The organism is Curtobacterium sp. Curtsp22 (assembly GCF_059492135.1).
The window spans coordinates 1,194,274-1,209,291 of the sequence record NZ_CP168519.1; the positions used below are offsets into that span (position 1 = coordinate 1,194,274).

Annotated in this window: 12 protein-coding genes; 8 read left to right on the forward strand and 4 right to left on the reverse strand. The window is 71.8% G+C overall.

What is annotated here, in order from left to right; translation table 11 throughout:
• Positions 1–52: 52 nt before the first annotated feature.
• The 3 genes from ACEN8D_RS05660 (at position 53) to ACEN8D_RS05670 (ending at position 3,732) form a co-directional block, all read left to right on the forward strand.
• A complete protein-coding gene (locus ACEN8D_RS05660; RefSeq protein ID WP_071295413.1) occupies positions 53–1,741 on the forward strand; it encodes a cation:proton antiporter in 1,689 nt (562 codons plus the stop codon).
• Between the two features lie 265 nt (positions 1,742–2,006).
• On the forward strand, positions 2,007–3,413 hold the full coding sequence (locus ACEN8D_RS05665) for an ABC transporter permease (protein WP_495601192.1): 1,407 nt from the start codon (positions 2,007–2,009) through the stop codon (positions 3,411–3,413).
• Between the two features lie 28 nt (positions 3,414–3,441).
• The gene (locus ACEN8D_RS05670) at positions 3,442–3,732 is read left to right on the forward strand and encodes a hypothetical protein (protein WP_071295411.1); all 291 of its coding nucleotides are present in this window, start codon (positions 3,442–3,444) and stop codon (positions 3,730–3,732) included.
• A gap of 25 nt (positions 3,733–3,757) precedes the next feature.
• Here ACEN8D_RS05670 and ACEN8D_RS05675 read toward each other — a convergent pair whose 3' ends face one another.
• Positions 3,758–4,282 (reverse strand): 8-oxo-dGTP diphosphatase, encoded by a 525-nt coding sequence (locus tag ACEN8D_RS05675; protein ID WP_413399688.1) that lies wholly within the window; start codon positions 4,280–4,282, stop codon positions 3,758–3,760.
• Between the two features lie 64 nt (positions 4,283–4,346).
• Here ACEN8D_RS05675 and ACEN8D_RS05680 point away from each other — a divergent pair, with 64 nt between their 5' ends.
• Positions 4,347–4,697, forward strand: a complete 351-nt coding sequence (locus ACEN8D_RS05680) for a tryptophan synthase subunit alpha (RefSeq protein ID WP_070416534.1) — start codon at positions 4,347–4,349, stop codon at positions 4,695–4,697.
• A gap of 34 nt (positions 4,698–4,731) precedes the next feature.
• Positions 4,732–5,622, forward strand: coding sequence for an aminodeoxychorismate lyase (locus ACEN8D_RS05685; protein ID WP_413399689.1), 891 nt, complete (start codon positions 4,732–4,734; stop codon positions 5,620–5,622).
• Positions 5,623–5,694: 72 nt separating this feature from the next.
• On the opposite strand, the gene ACEN8D_RS05690 is transcribed toward ACEN8D_RS05685, so the two are convergent.
• A complete protein-coding gene (locus ACEN8D_RS05690; protein WP_413399690.1) occupies positions 5,695–6,894 on the reverse strand; it encodes an amidohydrolase in 1,200 nt (399 codons plus the stop codon).
• 128 nt (positions 6,895–7,022) lie between these two features.
• Here ACEN8D_RS05690 and ACEN8D_RS05695 point away from each other — a divergent pair, with 128 nt between their 5' ends.
• Complete coding sequence (locus ACEN8D_RS05695; RefSeq protein WP_413461728.1) at positions 7,023–8,210, forward strand: Fic family protein; 1,188 nt, start codon at positions 7,023–7,025, stop codon at positions 8,208–8,210.
• Positions 8,207–10,351 (forward strand): S9 family peptidase, encoded by a 2,145-nt coding sequence (locus tag ACEN8D_RS05700; protein WP_413399809.1) that lies wholly within the window; start codon positions 8,207–8,209, stop codon positions 10,349–10,351. Before ACEN8D_RS05695 ends, ACEN8D_RS05700 begins: the two co-directional genes overlap by 4 nt.
• Before the next feature lie 92 nt (positions 10,352–10,443).
• On the opposite strand, the gene ACEN8D_RS05705 is transcribed toward ACEN8D_RS05700, so the two are convergent.
• Positions 10,444–11,973, reverse strand: coding sequence for a CYTH domain-containing protein (locus ACEN8D_RS05705; RefSeq protein ID WP_413461727.1), 1,530 nt, complete (start codon positions 11,971–11,973; stop codon positions 10,444–10,446).
• A 60-nt stretch (positions 11,974–12,033) separates the two neighbouring features.
• Between ACEN8D_RS05705 and ACEN8D_RS05710 the strand changes: the two genes are divergently transcribed.
• Positions 12,034–12,306 carry a mycoredoxin gene (locus ACEN8D_RS05710; protein ID WP_070416538.1) on the forward strand — a complete coding sequence of 91 codons (273 nt, stop codon included), beginning with the start codon at positions 12,034–12,036 and terminating at the stop codon, positions 12,304–12,306.
• Between the two features lie 127 nt (positions 12,307–12,433).
• On the opposite strand, the gene ACEN8D_RS05715 is transcribed toward ACEN8D_RS05710, so the two are convergent.
• Positions 12,434–14,563, reverse strand: coding sequence for a DEAD/DEAH box helicase (locus ACEN8D_RS05715; protein ID WP_070416539.1), 2,130 nt, complete (start codon positions 14,561–14,563; stop codon positions 12,434–12,436).
• Positions 14,564–15,018: the final 455 nt, after the last annotated feature.

The following is a 15,018-nucleotide window of genomic DNA, read 5'->3' on the forward strand; positions in this document are numbered from 1 at the left end:
CGCCTTCGGACTCGTTCAGATCCGGAACCATTCCGATGGGAGAATGGACGGCATGGACACCGTCGAGCTCCTCATCCTGTTGGTCGGATCGCTCGCGGTGACGGGGTTCGCTCGGGCCAAGGGACTGCCGGCGCCACTGCTCGTGACGGCCGTCGCCCTGGCCGCGTCGTTCCTGCCCGGCCTCCCGCCGATCGAGATCGACTCCGAGGTCATCCTGACGATCATCCTGCCGCCGCTGCTCTACTCGGCAGCGCTCGACGTGTCGTGGCAGAGCTTCCGGCAGTCGATCAAGCAGATCCGTCGACTCGGCATCTTCCTCGTGATCATCACGGCACTGGCCGTCGGCCTCGCGGCGTACATCATCATCCCCGACATGGACTGGCCCGCGGCGATCCTGCTCGGCGCGATCGTCGCCCCGCCGGACGCGGTGTCGGCCGCCGCGATCGGCCGGAAGCTCGGGCTCCCCCGCCGCGTGATGACGGTGCTGTCCGGCGAGAGCCTCATCAACGACGCCGCATCCCTGACGCTCGTGCGCGTCTTCACCCTGATCGCGGCGGGCACCTCGCTGACGATCTGGCAGGACCTCGGGATCTTCGGCCTCGCGATCGGCGTCGGGCTGGCGGTCGGCATCGTCCTCGGCGTCGCGGTGCACTGGATCCGGATGCGGATCAACGACCCGGTGGTCGAGACGATCATGAGCATCCTGCTGCCGTTCGTCGCGTACATCCTCGCCGAGGACCTCTCCGGCTCCGGGGTGATCGCGGTGGTGACCGCCGGCCTCTACATCGGCTACAACTCGCCGAAGGAGGGCTACGCGACCCGCCTGCAGGAGCGCCCGCTCTGGACGAGCATCGACGTCATCCTCGAGGGGTTCGTCTTCGCCCTGATCGGGCTCCAGCTCAACACCGTCGTGCAGGACCTCGTCGAGAGCGAGCGCAGCCTCGGGCAGACCCTGACCGCCGCGGCCGTGGTGCTCGTGGTGGTGATCCTCGTCCGGCCGCTCTTCGTGTTCGAGTCGTACGTGCGCAACCGCTTCAACGGCAGGTGGTTCCGACCCCTGCGCATCCGGCTGTCCCGCGGCCACCCGTCCCTGCGGTGGATGCGCGGCTCGGCGGAACCGAAGCTCAACTGGCGCGAGCTCACCGTCATCTCGTGGACGGGCATGCGGGGCGTGGTGACCCTCGCCGCCGCCGTGTCGGTCGTGGCGAACCCGGTCGACATCAAGGCCCAGGACACCATCTTCATCATCGCGTTCATCGTGACGGTGGGGACCCTCCTGCTCCAAGGACTCACCCTGCCGTTCGTGATCCGGTCGCTCAAGGTGCAGGACCCGGCCGAGGGCGAGGAGGACGTCCGCAGCGAGATGCGCCTCAACCAGCGCACGACCGAGGCCGCGATCGAGCTGCTCGAGAAGCGACGTCCGGACTGGTCGAAGCAGTACGGCGACGAGGCCGTCGACGCCGTCGTGAACCGGCTCAAGGCACGGCTCGAGCGCCAGGCGGAGACGTTCCGCCGCGACGCCGAGGAAGAGGAGGACGAGGAGCGCAACGCCCCGGTCCGCCTGCGGGGTGCGCAGATCCAGGACATCCGGCGGGAACTGCTCGACCGCCGCCGCGAGATCGTGCTCGAGGAACGCGAGAAGGGCAACCTCGACGAGGAGGTCATGCGCCGCGTGCTCGTGACCCTCGACGCCGAGGAACTCGCGATGGACTCGGCGCAGGCGTCTCGCAGCCGGTCCTGACCGCGACCAGGATCCCGGGCGTATCCTGGCGGCCCGACCCAGAACAGGAGCGCATCGCCGAGTGAGCACGCCGCGGAACGACGTCCCCAGGAACAACGACCTCCCGGATCGTGACGGGGGGCCGCGGCAGTCATCCGCTCCCAAGCAGCGCACGACACGTCCGTCCACCCGCGGTGGTTCGAAGCCCCGACGCGGTGCCCCGGTCGCCGGCACCCGGCCGACCCGCACCGGTTCCGGTGGTTCCGGTCGCGTCCGGCAGGCACCAGTGCCGGAGCCGCAGCGCATCAGCGGCTACCGGCGTTGGTTCGGGACGCTGCACCCGTCGCTCCAGTTGATCGGCCTGCAGCTCTGGATGCCGCTGTTCTTCATCGTCGGCTTCTGCCTCTGCTACGTCTTCGCGTTCCACGCCCCGCACCCGCACGACGTCCCCGTGGCCCTCGTCGGCAGCGACCCCACACTCGTGGCCGCGATGCAGAAGGCACTCCCGGGCGAGTACCTCTTCCACACCTACGACTCCCTCGCGCAGGCGAAGCGCGACGTGCTCGCCGGCACCATGGCCGTGGCGTACGACCCCTCGACGAACGAGGTCTTCAAGGCCACCGCACACCAGTTCCAGGTCGCCTCGCTCGTCCCCGTGACGCTGAGCACCGTCCTGACCGGCATCGGAGTGGCAGCCCCCACCGTGACCGAGCTGGCTCCGCTGCCCGCCTGGGACGAGTACGGCACCGTCGCCATGTACGTCATGCTCGCCTGGTGCATCGGCGGCTACATGGTCGCGATGTTCATCGGCATCATGGGCGGCCCGCTCCGGCACCGCACCCGCATGGCCGTCATCGTCGTCGGTGGCCTGGTCATCTCGCTCATCACGAACACCCTCGCCGGGCCCGTGGTCGGCGCCATCCACGGACACTGGATCGAACTCGTCCTCATCGCCTGGGGCTGGATCGTCGCGATCGGCCTCGCCGTCAACGGGCTGAGCTACTTCGTCGGCCGGTTCATCGCCGCGCCGGCCATGATCTGCTTCGTCTTCCTGTCGATGCCGTCGTCCGGCGGCGCCTACCCGAAGTGGTTCATGCCGGAGCCGTTCGCGTGGCTCAACAACGTCGTCGTCGGCTCGAGCATGGTCGACATGATCAAGCACCAGATCTACGGCGTCGGCCCGTCGTACTCGCGCGGGCTCATCACGATGGCCTGCTACGCCGGCGCCGGACTCGTTCTCATGTACTTCGGCAAGCAGTGGTGGGAGCGCCGACGCATCCGTGCCATCGTCACCGGCCGCACGACGATGTTCCAGGACGCCCAGACCGCGAACCGCGAGTTCCTCGGCAAGCAGCGCGACGCCGAGCTCGAGCGCCACGGGCTCACCTCGACCGAGACCGGCACGCTGAGCATCCTCCACGACGACGACTGGGAGGACGAACGCGTCGGCGGCGACGTCTTCATGGGCGGTCGCGACGGCCTCGAGACCGAGACCACGCCCACGGGTCGCATCCCCGTCGTCCGCGGGGACCGCACCGGTCCGGTGCAGCGTCCAGGAGGCGCGGCGACCGGCCCCCGGACCCGTCCCGTCCCACGGGCGGACGGGTCCAGGGCACCGGGTCGCGCCGACGCCGCGGGTCGCGCCATCGACGGCGCCGGCGAGCGCCCGCACGGTCGGCACGCGGACCGCTGAGCCCCGAGCGGCGCGTATCCTGGGGGGCATGAACCCGCGCATCGCCTGGCACCGCGTCCTCGTCACCGTCGTCGTCGTGTTCCTCGTGCTGACGGTCGGGTTCTACGCGGCGAGTGTGCTGCTCGCCCCAGCCGACGGCCGCAACGTCGCCGGGCTGTTCGTCGGCTGGGCGATGTTCGCGATGATCGGCGCGATCGTGTTCGGCATCATCGACTTCTTCGTGCGCCCGCTCGGCGGACGGAGCGGTGACGCCGAGGTCATCGCCGCGGCCGAGGAAGCCCGCACCGGCAGCACCCGCACGCAGACCCCGACCCGGTAGGACGACGCGCTGGGACGGCGACGGGTCAGGGTCCCGACGGCGCTGCCACCCCGGTGCCGGTGTAGCCCGACACCGTGGCATCGTCCTCGGCGAACGTGAACCGCGCCCGCACCGATCCCCCGCCGAGCACGCCCGGCAACCAGTACTTCGCGTCGTCCCACATCGCCTCGAACGGCACGGCGTCGACCGGGATCCAGCGGGGTTCGAGTTCGTCGCTGCCCGACGGGCTGCCCTGCCAGCGGCGGCAGACGAAGACGTCCGAGACCTGGGACCAGGACGGGCGGTACGGGAACCGGTAGTCCAACGTGCCCCGTGCCTCCAGGTCCGCCGCGTCGATCCGCAGGCCGACCTCTTCCGCGACCTCGCGCACCGCCGTCTCGACGGCGGACTCCCCCGGTTCCCGCTTGCCGCCGGGTCCGACGAGCCGGCCGGTCCCGAGGCCGCGTCGCTTCTCGCCGAGGAGCACCTCGGGGCCCTGCTCGCCGTCGCGCACGAGGTAGACGACGACCACGGCGGGGTGCTGGGACTTGCTCGGGTCGCGTGGGGTCACGCGTCCAGTCTGGCCGAAGTTCTGGCGTAGGCTTTTTCCATGGCGGGCACGCTGCGGGGGCACCATGGCTGAGCCGGGCAGGACCGGGCGCAGCCTCGAAGTGCTGCGTGCCGAGGCGGCCGAGGAGATCTCGATGATCGTCGAGCACCGCAGCCGCCAGGGTGAGGACCCGTGGGAGTTCATGCCGACGCTCCCCACCGTGGACGAGCAGGTCGTGCTCATCCTCCGCGCCGACGCCGTCGAGCTGGACGCCGCGATCGGGCAGCGGAGCGCGCAGTGGTCGATGCACCCCGCCTCCGGGCAGGGCACCCGCCTCGGCGAGGAGTACCACCGGCTCCGCCGCATCGCGCTGCAGCACCCCGAGCTGACGCCGGCGGTGTGGAAGCTCATGGGTGCGCTGCCCGAAGCCGGCTAGGTCGTTCCAGGCCGGGCTGCGGTTGGATGGCCCCATGACCGAAACCGTGCTCGCCGTCCTGAACCAGCCTTCCCGCGACCGCGCGCCGCACGACCCCGCGGCGGACGCGTTCACGTGGGCGAAGCCCCTCGAGGAGCACGTCCAGGTGCAGGACCTCGGCATCATCCGCGGCGACGGGGTCTTCGAGACCGTCACCGTGATCGACGGGCACCCGCAGGCGCTCGAGGCGCACCTGGCCCGCTTCGGCCGCTCCGCCGCGATGCTCGGCCTGCCCGCACCCGACACCGACGCCTGGCGACGAGCGATCGAGGCGGTGTGCGCCCGGCTCGACCCGGTCCGCGAAGCCTTCGTCAAGACCGTCCTCACCCGCGGCGTCGAGGGGTCGGACCGCCCGACGGGGTGGGTCTACGCGGCACCGTCCGGTGACTCGACCGCCGCACGCACCGAGGGCATCTCAGTCGTCACGCTCGACCGCGGCTACCGGCACGACGTCGAGCGGACGTCTCCGTGGCTGCTGCAGGGCGCGAAGACGCTGTCGTACGCGGTGAACATGGCGGCGCTCCGCGAGGCCGGCCGACGCGGAGCGGACGACGCCGTGTTCGTGTCGACGGACGGCTACGTGCTCGAGGGCACGCGCGCGAACCTGATCCTCTCCGTCGGTGGGCGGCTCGTGACGCCGCGCACCGACATCGGGATCCTCGCCGGGACGACGCAGGCCGACGTGTTCCGCTTCGCCGAGGAAGCGGGCATCGAGACCGCCTACGAGCTCCTCACGCTGGACGACTTCCACACGGCGGACGCGGCCTGGCTCGTCTCGAGCGTGCGCCAGGCGGCGCCGATCCGGTCGGTGAACGGTGTCGCGCGGGCGATCGACGCGGAACTCACGACGCGCATCAACGACTTCCTGCTGGCGCGCGAGGTCTGAGACCCGCCTGCGGGCGGCGGACTGGAGGCGCGGTGCGGGTCCGCACCGTGCCTCCAGTCCGGACCCTGGTCGCTACCAGCGCGGCGTGGTGACGCCCGTGCCGTCGGCCCACTCGAAGACGGATTCGCCCTCGATCCAGACGCGCGTCGCGCGGCTGGTCGCGTCGAGCGGGTCGCCGTCCCACAGGACGAGGTCGGCGTCGTAGCCCTCGGCGAGGCGGCCGACGCGGTCCCCGAACCCGAGGAAGTCGGCGGGGTTCGTCGTGAGCGCCTCGAGCGCGGTCTGGCGGGGCAGCCCCTCCTTCACCGCCGCGGTGGCCTGGTCCACGAGCATGCCGATCGGGACGACCGGGGCATCGGTCGTGATCGCCACGCGGACCCCGGCCGCCGCGATCGCCGCGAGGTTCGGGATCCCGCGATCACGGAGCTCGACCTTCGAGCGGCTCGTGAAGAGCGGGCCGTAGATGACGGGGATGTCCTTCCCGGCGAGGACGTGCGCGATCTTGTGCGCCTCGGTGCCGTGGTTCACCACCAGGCGGTACCCGAACTCCTCGGCCAGCCGGATCGCGGTGGCGATGTCGTCGTGGCGGTGCGTGTGCTGGTCCCACGCGAGCTCGCCGTCGAGGACGCGGACGAGCGCCTCCTTCGTGAGGTCGCGGGCGAACGGGTCGCCCTTCGCGGCGGCTGCGTCGCGGGCGGCGCGGTAGTTCTGGGCCTCGACGAAGGCGTCGCGGATGATCTTCGCGACGCCGAGACGGGTGGACGGGGTCTGTCCCTTGCCGCCGTAGACGCGCTTCGGGTTCTCGCCCAGCGCGCTCTTGATGCTCACCGCGTCGGAGATGAGCTGCTCGTCGATCGTGCGGCCGCCCCAGGTCTTGATCGCGACGGTCTGGCCGCCGATCGGGTTGCCGGACCCGGGCTTGACGACGATCGAGGTGATGCCGCCGGCGAGGGCGTCGCGGAAGCCCTCGTCGTCGATGTCGATCGCGTCGATCGCGCGCACCCCGGCCATGTTCGGGCCGGTCATCTCGTTCGTGTCGTTGCCCGCCTCGCCGTTCGCCTCCTCGTGGATGCCGACGTGCCCGTGCGACTCGACGAAGCCCGGGACGAGCCACGCACCCGCGGCGTCGACGACCGGCAGCCCGGCCGGGGGCGAGACGTCCGGGCCGATCGCGGTGATGCGACCGTCCTCGACCACGACGGCGCCGCCGTCGAACTCGGGGGCGGTGACGGGGACCACGTGTGCGTTCGTCACGACGAAGGAGTTGCTCATGCCACCACGGTACCGACGGGGGCGGACACCGCGGCCGTGCACACACGACATGCAGATTCCTCGCGGCGGTGGCCGGCGCCGCTCTAGCGTCGACCCGTCGACCCGTCTCGTTCACCGTGGAGGAACCGATGCCCAGCACCGAGCACCCCTGGCCGTCCCACACCACCGTCACGCTGCCCTGGCGCAGCAGCGTGCGCGGCCCGCGGCACGACCGCGAGACGACGTCGGTGGTGGCGTCGGTCCCGCCGCGCATCGCCCGGCTCCCCTGGTCCCCGGACGCCGACACCGCAGCGCTGCTCGACCGCGCCGCCGCCGCGCTCGTGCACCTCGACGAGCACCACGGCGACCGGCTCGCTGTGCTCGGTCGCGTGCTCGACCGGACCGAGGCCGTCGCGACCTCCCGCATCGAGGACGAGCACGCCACGCTCGACGACCTCGCGCGGGCCGTCGTCGGCGTCCGGGCGAACCGCAGCGCGACGGCGATGGTCCGGGCCGGCGGGGCGATCGAGACGCTCGTGTCGTCCGCGGCGTCCGGCACGATCACGGAACGGGCGCTGCTCGCGGCCCACCACCGGCTCCTGCGCGACGACCCGGCCGACGGCCGGTACGCCGGACGCTGGCGGGACGTGCAGAACTGGATCGGCGGCGGCGCCACGCCCCGGCTCGCGCGCCACGTCCCGCCGCCGGCCGCGCTCGTGCCCGAGCTGATGGACGACCTGTTCGCGTTCCTCCACCGCGACGACCTGCACCCGATCGCGCAGGCGGCCATCGCGCACGCGCAGTTCGAGTCGATCCACCCGTTCACCGACGGCAACGGGCGGATCGGCCGCGCGCTCGTCGCCGCCGTGCTCCGCCGTCGAGGCCTCGCTCGGATCGTCACGGTGCCGGTCGCGACTGCCCTGGTCGCCGAGCGGGACTGGTACTTCTGGCACCTCGACCGGTACCGGCGCGGTGTCGTCGACGAGTGGGTCCGTGACCTCGCGATCGCGATCGGCACGGTGTGCGACGAAGCCACGGTCACGGCGCTGCTCCTCGACGAGGCCGCCGTCCCGACACGGGCGCACGACGCGGTCACCCGGACCCTCCTCGACGATCCCGTCGTCACCGAGGACCACCTCGAGCAGCTGCTCGGCGACGACGCCCGCTCGATCGACACCGTGACCGACGATCTCTGCCGCGCCGGGGTGCTGCGGCCGGTGACCGAGCGGCGCCGTCGCCGAGCGTGGCTCGCGGTGGCCGTCGCCGACGAGGTGACGGCCTTCACCGACCGCGTCCACGACGCCGTCACACACCGGGCGAATAGGGTGGGGTGGTGAGCACCGAGCACGCCCAGGCCACCCCGCCCACCGCCGCCAAGCGGCCCGTTAAGCGGACCCACCACGGCATCGACTTCGTCGACGACTACGAGTGGCTGCGCGACAAGGAGTCGCCGGACACCCTGGCCTACCTCGAGGCCGAGAACCGCCACACCGAGCAGGCGACGGCGCACCTCGACGGACTGCGCGACCGGATCTTCGCCGAGGTGAAGAACCGCGTGCAGGAGACCGACCTCTCGGTGCCCGTCCGCATGGGCGACTGGTGGTACTTCACGCGCACGGCCGAGGGCAGCCAGTACGGCGTGCACTGCCGTGCGCCGATCAGCGGGCCCGACGACTGGACCCCGCCGGCGGTGACCGAGGGCGAGGCGACGCTCCCCGGCGAGCAGGTCGTCCTCGACGGCAACGCGCTCGCGGACGGCCACGACTTCTTCTCGCTGGGTTCCTACGACATCAGCGACGACGGCACACGGCTCGTCTACGGCATCGACGTCGAGGGTGACGAGCGGTACACCCTGCACGTGCGGGACCTCACGACCGGCACCGACCTCGGCGACGAGATCCCGAACACCGGCTCCGGGGCGACGTTCGACCCGTCCGGGCGCTTCGTGTTCTACCCGACCGTCGACGACTCCTGGCGGCCCGACCGCATCTGGCGGCACACCGTGGGCAGCCCGGCGGGCGATGACGTCGTCGTGTTCGAGGAGCCGGACGACCGCTACTGGGTCGGCGTCGGGGTCACCCGGTCATCGCAGTACATCGTGATCGAGCTCGGGTCGAAGATCACCTCCGAGGCGCTCGTCCTCGACGCGGCCGACCCCACCGGCGAGTTCCAGGTCGTGTGGCCCCGGCGCGAGGGCGTCGAGTACGAGATCGAGCACGCGATCGTGGGCGGCAGCGACCGGTTCCTCGTCCTGCACAACGACGGTGCCGAGAACTTCGAGCTCGTCGACGTCCCCGCGGACGACCCCACGTCGGAGCGTGACCGGCGGGTCGTCGTCGCGCACCACGCCGAGCGTCGGATCGAGGCGGTGGACGCCTTCGCCGGACACCTCGCGCTCGAGTACCGGTCCGAGGCGCTCCCCCGCGTCGCGATCATCCCGATCGAGGGCGACGGCTACGGCGACGCGCACGAGGTCCCCTTCGACGAGGCACTGTTCTCGGCCGGGCTCGGTGGCAACCCGGAGTGGGACCAGCCGACGCTCCGGATCGGGTTCACGTCGTTCGTCACCCCGTCCGAGGTGAGCGACCTCGACCTCGCGACGGGCGAGGTCACGGTCCTGAAGCGTCAGCCCGTGCTCGGCGGCTACGACCCGGCCGACTACGTCCAGGAGCGCGACTGGGCCACCGCCGACGACGGCACCCGCGTGCCGATCTCCCTCGTGTGGCGCCGTGACGCGGTCGACACCGACCGTCCGGCACCGCTGCACCTCTACGGCTACGGCTCGTACGAGCACTCGATCGACCCCGGGTTCAGCGTCATGCGCCTGTCGATGCTCGACCGCGGCGTCGTGTTCGCCGTCGCCCACGTGCGCGGTGGCGGCGAGATGGGTCGGCACTGGTACGAGAACGGCAAGACCCTCACGAAGAAGAACACCTTCTCCGACTTCGTCGCGGTCGCCACGCACCTGATCGACACCGGACGCACCACCGCCGACCGGCTCGTCGCCGAAGGCGGCAGTGCGGGTGGGCTCCTGATGGGCGCTGTGGCGAACCTCGCCCCGGAACGGTTCGCCGGGATCCTCGCGGCGGTGCCCTTCGTCGACGCGTTGACGAGCATCCTCGACCCGGACCTGCCGCTGACGGTCATCGAGTGGGACGAGTGGGGCGACCCGCTGCACGACCCCGAGGTCTACCGGTACATGAGCGAGTACTCGCCGTACGAGAACGTCCGCGACGACGTGCAGTACCCGGAGATCCTCGCCGTGACGTCCATCAACGACACCCGTGTGCTGTACGTCGAGCCCGCGAAGTGGACCGCGAAGCTGCGTGAGGTCGGCGCCCCGGTGCTGCTCAAGACCGAGATGGCAGCGGGGCACGGCGGCGTCAGCGGCCGGTACGCCTCGTGGAAGGAGCGGGCGTTCGAGCTCGCCTGGCTCCTCGACGTCCTGGGGCTGGCGGACGAGGCGCCCGCCGCGTGACGACTTGGTGAGCAGGAATGGTCGGGTTGCCCATCGGCACCCGACCATTTCTGCTCACGAAGCGAGCGCGCGAGCGCCCGCCGCGCGGCGCGTCACACGCGGTTGAGCGCGTGCACCGCCTCGTCGTAGGACTCCTCGGCGAGGCGCACCCGGTCGCCCGCGAGCACCCCGTACCCGAACGTGCCCTCGCCGCCGCGCTCGGCGATCGCCGCGTTCGTGCGCAGCGTGTCGAGCGCGTGCAGGGAGCGCACCCGCTCGGTGAGGACGTCGGCCGCCGTCCCGATCCGCTTCCACAGTGCGTGCGGGAACGCGTCGTCGCCGAGCACGTCCATCGTCAGGCGCGCGCGCATCGTCGCCTGCCAGGCAGCCTCGGTCGTGGCGCGGTCGGCGGCCTCACGCGCAGCGGCGGTGTCCGAGGTGTCGTCGGCGACCGCGGCGCGCACGAGTTCGCGGACCTCCGGCTTCACCTGGGCGACGACGTCCTGCGCGACCTTCTTCGGCGACCGGAGGGCCCACGCGGTCGGTGCGGGGCGCTCGACCGCGTCGTCGAGGGCGTCGAGGAGCTCGAGGAACGGCTCGCCGTGCAGGAACGCCACGACGTCCCGGACCGACTGGTCGCGACGTTCGCGGGTGGCCGCCAGGATCCGCTCGCGCGTCATCGCGTCGACGAGCTCGTCCTGCGCCGGGGTCGACGCGCGCGGCAGCCGGTCGATGAGGTACTCCGCCAACGCAGCGCGCGCGGTGACGGCGGCGAGTCCGTCCGCCCCCGCGGCAGCGCGGTCGACGGCGTCGCCGGCGGCGAACGCCGGACGGTACGCGCCGAGGATCGCGGCGATCTCGAGGGCGGTCTCGGCCGCCTGCCGGAGGTCGGTGGCGTCGCCGGAGCGGAGCCGCGCCTCCTGGGCGAGGAGCGCGGCGCGGAGCTTCCGCAGCCGCTTCACCAGCACGCGTGCGGTCGTTCCCTTCTCCGGCTTGTCCTCGGCCTGGAGGCGCGGTGCCGGTGCTCCTGCCAGCCCACGTGCCAGCTTGGACGAGACGGCGGCGGGGCCGGCGCCGGCGGCGGCGAAGCGCCCGTCGAGCGACGCGAAGAGCTCGTGGGCGACCTGCGGGTCGACGCCGCCGACGATCTCGACCTCGACCTCGCGCCAGGTGCGCGGGGTCTCGGGGGCGTCGTCGTCGAGCCGCGTCGCGCGGACCTGGTCGTCGGCGAGCTCGGCGATCTGGTCGCCGTCCTCGTCGAGCAGCCGCGTCACCGTGCGGGTCGTCGTGATCCGGACCACCGGGTGGAGGCCCCGGCCACGGCGCTCGGTGAAGAGTGCGGCGAGGACCTCGTCGGGGACGGTGTCGGCGTCGTCGGTGAGCGGGAAGTGCTGCTCGTGCCGGACGGTGTCGGACGATGCGCGCTTGATGTGCCAGCCGGCGTCGGGGCCACCGGTCCGGCGGCGCACCGTCACGCGGGCGGCCACGAGGTCGTACCGCTCGGTGTCCCAGTACGTCGCGTCGAGGTCGAACGGCTCCTGGTGCTCGGTGCGGATGATGCCGCCGATGCCGACGAGGTCCGGCAGGGCACCGCCCTCGGGCAGGTCGTAGGTTCGCTCGATCTCGAGGTGCGTGTCGCTCACGCGGTCCTGTCTACCAGGGCTTCCCCGTGTTCCCCGAACCGGCGGGGTTAGCCTGAGCACATGAGCGAGACGATCACCCGCGACGCGTTCGTGCCGGAGGCCGGCGCCGTCACGATGTTCACGACCAGCTGGTGCGGCTACTGCGCGCGCCTGAAGAACCAGATGTCGAAGGCCGGGGTCCCCTACCGCGAGGTCGACATCGAGCAGACGCCCGGCACGGCCGAACTCGTCGCCGAGGTCAACGGCGGCAACCAGACCGTGCCGACGCTGGTGTTCCCCGACGGCAGCACGGCGACGAACCCCTCGCTCGCCGAGGTCCAGTCGCGCATCTGACGCCGCGGAGCCCCGCACAACGGAAGTCCGTCCGAACCGCGTGATCGCGTGGTTCGGACGGACTTCCGTTGTGCGAGAGGCATGCGCGCCACGCGCCGGGCGCGCCGGGCGCCGGACGGCGCCGGCCCTAGCCGCGCTCCAGCGCCTCGGTCAGCAGCGCCGCCATCGCGTCGAGCTGGATGTCGCCGGAGTCGACGATCTCCTCGTCCGAGCCGTCGAGCGCGCGGGCGGCCAGGGACGCCTTCGAGTCGATGAGCTCGGCGATCTTGGTGTCGATCGTCTGGGCGGCGATGATGCGCCACGCCGTGACGGGCTCCTCCTGCCCGATGCGGTGCACGCGGTCGATCGCCTGGGTCTGCTCGGCGCTCGTCCACGACAGCTCGGCGAGCACGACGTTCGACGACACCTGCAGGTTGAGGCCGACGCCCGCCGCGGTGAGCGAGCAGACGATCACGGCGACGTCGGGGTCGTTCACGAACGAGTCGATCTCGGCCGTGCGCTGCGCCGGCGTCTGGTCGCCCCGGACCGTCGCGGTGCGGAGGTGTCGACGTGCGAACACCTCTTCCGCCTGGTCCATGACGTCGAGGTGCTTCGCGAAGAACACGACCTTGCCGACGTTCGAGGCGAGCTGCGCCGCGTAGTCCGCCGCGAGCTGCGCCTTGGCCCGACCGATGCGCCGCACCATCGAGAACACGTTCTCCCCGGTCGGCGAGGCGTCCTGGTCCTCGAGCTCCCAGCGCGCGACCTGGCGGACGAGCTTGTGGTCGATGCCGACGACCGGGTCCTGCCCGGTGCGGGCGTCGAGCGCCTGGTGGTACCGCTTGACGAGCTTCGCGGTGAGCTCGCGCTCGGCGTCGCGGATCGAGCGGCCGACCTCGTCGTCGAGTTCGACGGGGATGTCGGCGATCCGACGTGCCGGGATGTCCGCGGCGACGTCGACCTTGCGGCGGCGGACGATGCCCTGGTCGATGACGGCCTTGCGGGCCTCGACGAAGAACCCGGGGTCGGCCGGCGTCAGGCCGATCTCCTCGAGCTCGTTCATGAGCTTGGCGCGCGGCTTCTTGTCGTCGATCCAGCCGAGGTACTCCCAGATGGTGCGGAAGTCCTCGACCGAGTTGATCAGCGGCGTGCCGGTGAGGGCCATGAGCAGCGGCGACGCGGTGCGCGACCGGATCGCCTCGGCGAGCTGCAACACGAACTTCGAGCGCTGCGAGTCCTTGTTCTTGATGAAGTGCGCCTCGTCGACGACCATGCCCTTGAACCCGAAGTTCCCGAGCCAGCCGGCGTGCCGGTCGAGGATCTCGTAGTTCACGATGACGATGTCGGCGAACCCGTCGAGGTCGTCCCCGTCGCCGTGGATGACCGTGGCGGTGCGGTTCGGGACCCAGCGGGCGGCCTCGCGCTTCCAGTTCGTCTTGACGACGTTCGGCACGACGACCAGCAGCGGGAAGGCGTTCGCGGCCTCGGCGGCGAGGAGCGACTGCGCGGTCTTGCCCAGGCCGGGCTCGTCGGCGAGCAGGAACGTGCGGTGGCCCTGCGCCGCGGCGGCGATGAGCTCCGCCTGGTGCTTCATGAGCGTGGTGCCCGACCGCGAGTGCAGCGTCGTGGGCTCGGGCAGCGGCATCGTCGCCGCTCCCCCGCCCGCGCCGTACTCGAACGACTTGAAGAGCGGGCCGAACAGCTCCCAGTTCGCCAGGCGACGCGGGTGTGCGACGGGCTGGTCGGCGAGCGCGAAGTCCGGCGGCAGGAACGGGTTCGCGAGCTGTCGCTGCACGACCGCCTGCGGCACGACCGCACGCACCGGGCTCTCCACCGTCGGCGAGGGCTCCGCCGCGATGACGAGTTCCTCGGGCTGCAGCTCCATGCCGCCCGCGATCATCATGTCGCGCTTCACGGTGCGGGTCGTCTCACTGACCGACGCCTCTTCCGTGAGGAGCTGGATCACGCTGGTGTCCCGCGCCGCGGTCTTCGCGAGGATCGTCGCGACGCCGTCGAGCCGCTTGAGCTGCTCGGCGCGCTGCGAGTCGGTGAGTTCGGTGTCCGCCTTGACCCGTGCGCGTTCCTCGCGCATGAGCAGGGCGACCGCCTGGAACTTCGAACGGTTCGACGCCTTGAGCGGTCCACGCTGCGCCGCCGCCTCGACCTCGCGCACGGCGCGGGCGAGCACGGGGATGACGCCGTCGTTGTCGAGCGGCCTGGTGCGACGCGACGCGGTCCGCGTCCCGCCGGCTGCTCGCCGGGTGCCTGATCGAGCCAACGCTCCTCCTGTTCCGCCCGTTCGTGCGGGCGAGCCGCCCCGCGGGGCGGAAGTCCTGAACCGGCGCCTGGCACGGCTCCGGTGTTCCGGGGGCCACCGTGGCCCACCGCTTCGCCGGTCCCCGTCCGGGGGACGTGGAGTCCTGCGGACCGTTCCCATCGCGGCCACCGGGTGGAGCCGGATGCGACGGTCCGCGCCGGGATCCGGCGCCGTCACACGCACGTGATGCCCCCTCGGAGCGATCACGGACCCGGTTCCCACGTCGGTCAAGTGACCGACTGCTGCGTCCGGAATCGACGCGGCACGCGGGAACGCGGTGCGTGCGCGCTCAGTTTACTCCCCGACCACCGACGGAGGCGACTCGACGACGCCCGCGCGAGTCGCGCCTCCTGGGATCCGCCTGCTGTCCGGTCCAGGAGGCGCGGTGCGGACCCGTCCCGCGACCGGCGTCGCGC

Coding starts and splice junctions, on each gene's coding strand:
- ACEN8D_RS05660 (WP_071295413.1), top strand. CDS start 53: ATGGACACCGTCGAGCTCCTCATCCTGTTGGTCGGATCGCTCGCGGTG.
- ACEN8D_RS05670 (WP_071295411.1), top strand. CDS start 3,442: ATGAACCCGCGCATCGCCTGGCACCGCGTCCTCGTCACCGTCGTCGTC.
- ACEN8D_RS05680 (WP_070416534.1), top strand. CDS start 4,347: ATGGCTGAGCCGGGCAGGACCGGGCGCAGCCTCGAAGTGCTGCGTGCC.
- ACEN8D_RS05685 (WP_413399689.1), top strand. CDS start 4,732: ATGACCGAAACCGTGCTCGCCGTCCTGAACCAGCCTTCCCGCGACCGC.
- ACEN8D_RS05690 (WP_413399690.1), bottom strand. CDS start 6,894: ATGAGCAACTCCTTCGTCGTGACGAACGCACACGTGGTCCCCGTCACC.
- ACEN8D_RS05695 (WP_413461728.1), top strand. CDS start 7,023: ATGCCCAGCACCGAGCACCCCTGGCCGTCCCACACCACCGTCACGCTG.
- ACEN8D_RS05710 (WP_070416538.1), top strand. CDS start 12,034: ATGAGCGAGACGATCACCCGCGACGCGTTCGTGCCGGAGGCCGGCGCC.